The sequence below is a fragment of the Kribbella turkmenica genome, assembly GCF_004348725.1.
Classification (GTDB): domain Bacteria; phylum Actinomycetota; class Actinomycetes; order Propionibacteriales; family Kribbellaceae; genus Kribbella; species Kribbella turkmenica.
This window is the reverse complement of record NZ_SMKR01000285.1, coordinates 1-4,316: the sequence shown is the minus strand read 5'-3', so window position 1 is coordinate 4,316 and position 4,316 is coordinate 1. Positions and strand designations below refer to the sequence as shown.

Genomic DNA, 4,316 nt, shown 5'->3' with positions numbered 1-4,316 from the left:
CTCGCCTCTCGGCCACTCCACCAGTGAGAAAGCTGGCCTGCCGAACCCTCTCCGAGCGGACGACCGGGTTCGAACCGGCGACCTCAACCTTGGCAAGGTTGCGCTCTACCAACTGAGCTACGTCCGCGCTGCGACCAGGTTTTCGTTTCCCCCGGCGCGAGAAGAACATTAGCCCATCTCCGCCGGAGTTCAAAAATCGGGGTCGCCTGGTGGTCGACGGACGGTCATCAGCCGGTCACCTGTGGACAAGCCGATCGGCCGGAATCGCCTTGGGACTAAGGTGTTCTGCGGAAGGAGCACCCATGCGTATCTGGCTGAACGGCACCCTGCAGGACGACCACGCGGTCGTCTCGCCCCTGGATCACGGACTGACGACCGGCGACGGGGTGTTCGAGACGATCAAGATCGTCGACGGGCGCCCGTTCGCGGTCACCAGGCACCTGCAGCGGCTGGTCCGGTCCGCGGTCGGCCTGGGCCTGCCGGAGCCGGATGTCGCGTACGTCGAGGAGGGCATCGCGGCCGTCGTCAAAGCGGATCCGGACATCCCGTTCGGCCGGCTGCGGATCACGTACACGGGCGGTGTCTCCCCGTTGTCGTCCGATCGCGGTACGTCCGGACCGACGATCGTGGTTGCGTCCGACCCGATCCAGCGCCCCGGCCCGACGTCGGCGATCGTGACCGTCCCCTGGGTCCGCAACGAGCGCGGCGCGGTTGCCGGCCTGAAGACGACGTCGTACGCCGAGAACGTCCTGGCCCTGGCCTACGCCAAGGAGCGCGGCGGCAGCGAGGCGATTTTCGCCAACACGGTCGGCAACCTCTGCGAGGGCACCGGCTCGAACATCTTCTGCGTGTACGACGGCGAGCTCGTCACGCCGACCCTGGAGTCGGGGGCGCTGGCCGGAGTCACCCGTGCGCTGGTCCTCGAGTGGTTCGACGCCACCGAGCGCGACGTACCCCTGGCGAGTCTCTTCGAGGCCGAAGAGGTGTTCCTCACCTCGACCACCCGCGACGTCCAGGCCATCCACCGAGTCGACGCCCACACGCTCGCCGCCCCCGAGGTGATCAGCCAGGACGCGTACGAGTGGCGGAGGTCGTGAAACCGCAGCCCGCCTTCCGCGTGGCGCGACACAGCCTTGACCGCCTGTGCCTTGGTCTTGAACAGCTCGGTCGCGTCCCCGGCCGGGGACGGCCAGGTGCCCCGGAACTTGTCACCCTCTGCCGCGACCGAGCCCAGGAGTCCAGCCCGCACGAGGGACGGCCGCCAGATGCGCGCCCGGAACAGCGTCCGACGCAACGGGGTGCCCGCCTCATTGATGAACACCTCCCCGGCCTGGCCGGTGCCGTACAGCTCGCGGTACTCCTCCAGGAGGCGGCCGACCATCGGCGGCACCGGTACGACGCGGCGGCCAGCTCGCGACTTCGGGTAGGGCTTTGGGGTCACGTGACCGTTGACCTCCACCGCCACCCGCTCGACTCGCAAAGCGCCGGCCACCAGGTCGACCGACTCCCACCGCAGTCCGACGCACTCTCCCCACCGCAAGCCTGTGCCGCCAGCGAGGGCAACGATCGCACGATGCCGCTCGGGAACAGCCGGGAGAAGGCGCGTGGTGAAGTCCTCGCGGCTGATCGTCTGCCTGTCCCCCGCCTGCTGGCGCTTCTTCGGTAGCCGAATGTCCTTGGCGGGATTCACGGCGATCAGACGGTCCCGAGTCGCGGCCTTGAGAACGGCACTGAAAAGCCGGTGGCATTCACCGACCGTCGACGGCGCTAGCTGACGCGAAAGGCTGGTGATCCATTTCTGTGCGGACGAATGGTCGATCGCGGAGAGCGGCGCATTCGCCCAGTGCGAGACCACGTGGTTCTTCAGCAGCGACAGATCACGTGCCCGAGTCGTCAGCTCGACATTGTGCGACTCGATCCACTGCGCGGCGTACGCACCGAACTTGATCCGCCGAGCTGCGTGCGGGTCGACGTAGGTCCCCGAGTGCCTGGTTGATTCGATCGTGGCGAGGAAGGCGCTCGCCTCACGACGGGTCGGGAAGGTCTTCGACGGCTGGCGACCGGTCGCGTCGCGCCAGCAGGCCTTCCATTTCCCGGCCGGGGTCTTTCGGATGTATCCCATCTCAGTTCGTCAGCTCCAGTTCGATGCGGTCGCGAGGGTTGCGGAGTCGTCGGGAATCGGCGTGGCGTCCAGCCAGGTGTGGAATGCGCGGCGCGGCACAACCCACCGGGTACCGAGTCGGCGCGCCGGAATCTGCCCGGTACGGACCATCAGGTAGGCCGTGTTGCGCGAGACGGCCAGCAGTCGCGCGACCTCCGGGACCGTGTAGACCAGGGCGCGGAAGTCGTGAACGGTCGCGGTCGATTCGTCGTCCGGAACGGGGATCAGGTGCGGCACAGATGCTTGGCCTTTCATGCGGCTCCAGAGGTCGAGTCGGTGCTGACAGCTCGGAGGGGCCAAGGCGTACCAGCCGTACCAGCCTCGTTTTGCCTGGTCAGGGTCAAGGAGGCTTGGTCACTTGGTACGGCTTGAGCCGTACCAGTGAGGGAAGCCTCATCGGGTCTGACCTGCGGTGTTAGGCCTGGTACGGCTGGTACGGCTTCCTCCCCGGCTGGTTTCGGCTCGGGGCAGTAGCGGTTCCAGGCGTCGGTGAAGTCGCTGCGGTGGTAGCCCTTGGCCTGCCCGGTCGGGAACCGGATGGTGTCGCTGCGGATCTCGAACTCGCGCAGCAGGTTGCCCATCCGCATGGCGGTGAGTCCGGCCGCGCCCATCGTCGCCCAGGGTGCTTCGGCATCGCTGCGGAGCCGGTCCAGCAGGATCTGCGTCGGCAGCGCGTCGGCGTCCTGGAACGCCGTTCGGCAGTCGGCCAGCAGGCGGGTCGGGATCGAACCCTCATCGCCCGCGTCGCGGTCGCTGGTGAGCGCCACGGCGGCCTTCCTGGCGGCTCGGGGCCACCGCCCACCCGCCAAGTCGGCAACGGCGATCATCGGCTCCCAGGTGTCGGCCGCGCGATCTTCCAACGGCATGTCCGGTGTCGCGTTCCGCAGCGTCTTGATGTGGCCGGTAAGCCACTGGTTGAGCCGCTGCCGCAGCGCATCCAGCTCGGGACCGTCGCGGCCGACGCGGTACGGCGCGACCTTCTCGCCGGGTGCGCGGCGGCGCATCCGGATGACGGCGGCCCGGTCCTCGATCGTGTCCGGCATCGCACCGATCCCTGCCAGGGCAGCCATAGCGAACGTGGCGATCTTCTCGACGGACTTGCTCCCGGCGTCGTACCGCAGGGCCGGACGGCCGCGCTGGTGACCGGCGTTCAGCAGCCCGCGCAGATCCTCGTTCTCCCCGGCCTTCGGGCCGAAGATCGTGTCCGCCTCATCGATCAGCAGCGTCGGCGGATCGCCCGGCGCGACCCCGATGGATCGGTAGACCGCCGAGGGCGAGGCGTTGACGGTCATCAACGGCCGGTGGCTCATCCCCTCGACCATGTCCAGCAGCCGCGACTTTCCGCAACGCCGTTCGGGTGCCCGGATGACCAGCCGGGGCGCGCAGTTCCAGGCCGGTACGGCGTGCGTGGCGGCGATCCACAACACGACAGCGATCGCGGCGGACGTGCTCGGGAGGATGACGTAACGCGCGATGGTGTCGGCCACGTCGTCCAGCAGCTCGGCACCGTCGATCGGCTCGGGTGTGCTGTCGGTTGGGGTGCTCATCAGGCTGCGATCCCTTCGTCACGGAAGCCACCGGTAATGGCGGCGCGGATGTCGCGGGCGGTCTGCTCGGCTTGCTGCCCCACAGCAGTCAGTACGGCGATCGCGTCGGCGTGGGTGATCGCTCCGGCCGCGACCATCCGCGCGACGCCTCTCGCGGCTCCGTAGAGCGTCGTTCGGCGCTTGCCTTCGGGTGCGTTGCGGACAGCGTCCAGGTGCGCGCTGAGGAGCCGTTCGGGGTGGGAGATGCCCCCCGCTTCGGTGGTGGCGATTTGGCCGGCGCATGGGGTCGAGCTCGGCACTGGGGCGGCCGGTGTGGGCAGGCATGCGCCGATTAGGGAGGGGGGCATCTCGACTGCTTCAGATGCCCCATACTCGTCCCAGCGGTACGGGCGGCCGGTGCGGTGATGGATCGACGGCGGAAGGACGACGTACCCGCCGTCGGCCTTGATGTCGATGCCCTGGAATCCGGGCATCGGTCGCGACGGCACGTGCTGTCCGGGGTGGCGGTAGTACAGGTGCCTTCCCCATGACCCGGTACGGACGTTCAGGGTGCGTGGCACCCATCCGCGTACCGACAGTGCCGCGATGCTGGCGGTGCCGCCATGGGC

General features: G+C 68.6%; 4 protein-coding genes, 1 tRNA gene and 1 pseudogene. 1 reads left to right on the top strand and 5 read right to left on the bottom strand.

The window, feature by feature from the left end:
• Positions 1–54: 54 nt before the first annotated feature.
• Positions 55–127: transfer RNA gene (locus tag E1218_RS35020), tRNA-Gly, on the bottom strand.
• A gap of 175 nt (positions 128–302) precedes the next feature.
• On the opposite strand from E1218_RS35020, the gene E1218_RS35015 reads away from it, so the two are divergent.
• Positions 303–1,097 (top strand): aminotransferase class IV, encoded by a 795-nt coding sequence (locus E1218_RS35015; protein WP_132327327.1) that lies wholly within the window; start codon positions 303–305, stop codon positions 1,095–1,097.
• Positions 1,098–1,276: 179 nt separating this feature from the next.
• Here E1218_RS35015 and E1218_RS35010 read toward each other — a convergent pair.
• The 4 genes and pseudogenes from E1218_RS35010 to E1218_RS34995 all read right to left on the bottom strand — a co-directional run.
• Positions 1,277–2,122: pseudogene (locus tag E1218_RS35010) on the bottom strand (tyrosine-type recombinase/integrase); the annotation flags it as partial.
• A gap of 9 nt (positions 2,123–2,131) precedes the next feature.
• Positions 2,132–2,416 (bottom strand): helix-turn-helix domain-containing protein, encoded by a 285-nt coding sequence (locus tag E1218_RS35005; protein WP_132327326.1) that lies wholly within the window; start codon positions 2,414–2,416, stop codon positions 2,132–2,134.
• Positions 2,413–3,708 (bottom strand): DUF3631 domain-containing protein, encoded by a 1,296-nt coding sequence (locus tag E1218_RS35000; RefSeq protein ID WP_132327325.1) that lies wholly within the window; start codon positions 3,706–3,708, stop codon positions 2,413–2,415. Before E1218_RS35000 ends, E1218_RS35005 begins: the two co-directional genes overlap by 4 nt.
• A partial coding sequence (locus E1218_RS34995) for a bifunctional DNA primase/polymerase (protein ID WP_132327324.1) occupies positions 3,708–4,316 on the bottom strand: 609 nt, incomplete at its 5' end. The genes E1218_RS35000 and E1218_RS34995, both read right to left, overlap by 1 nt.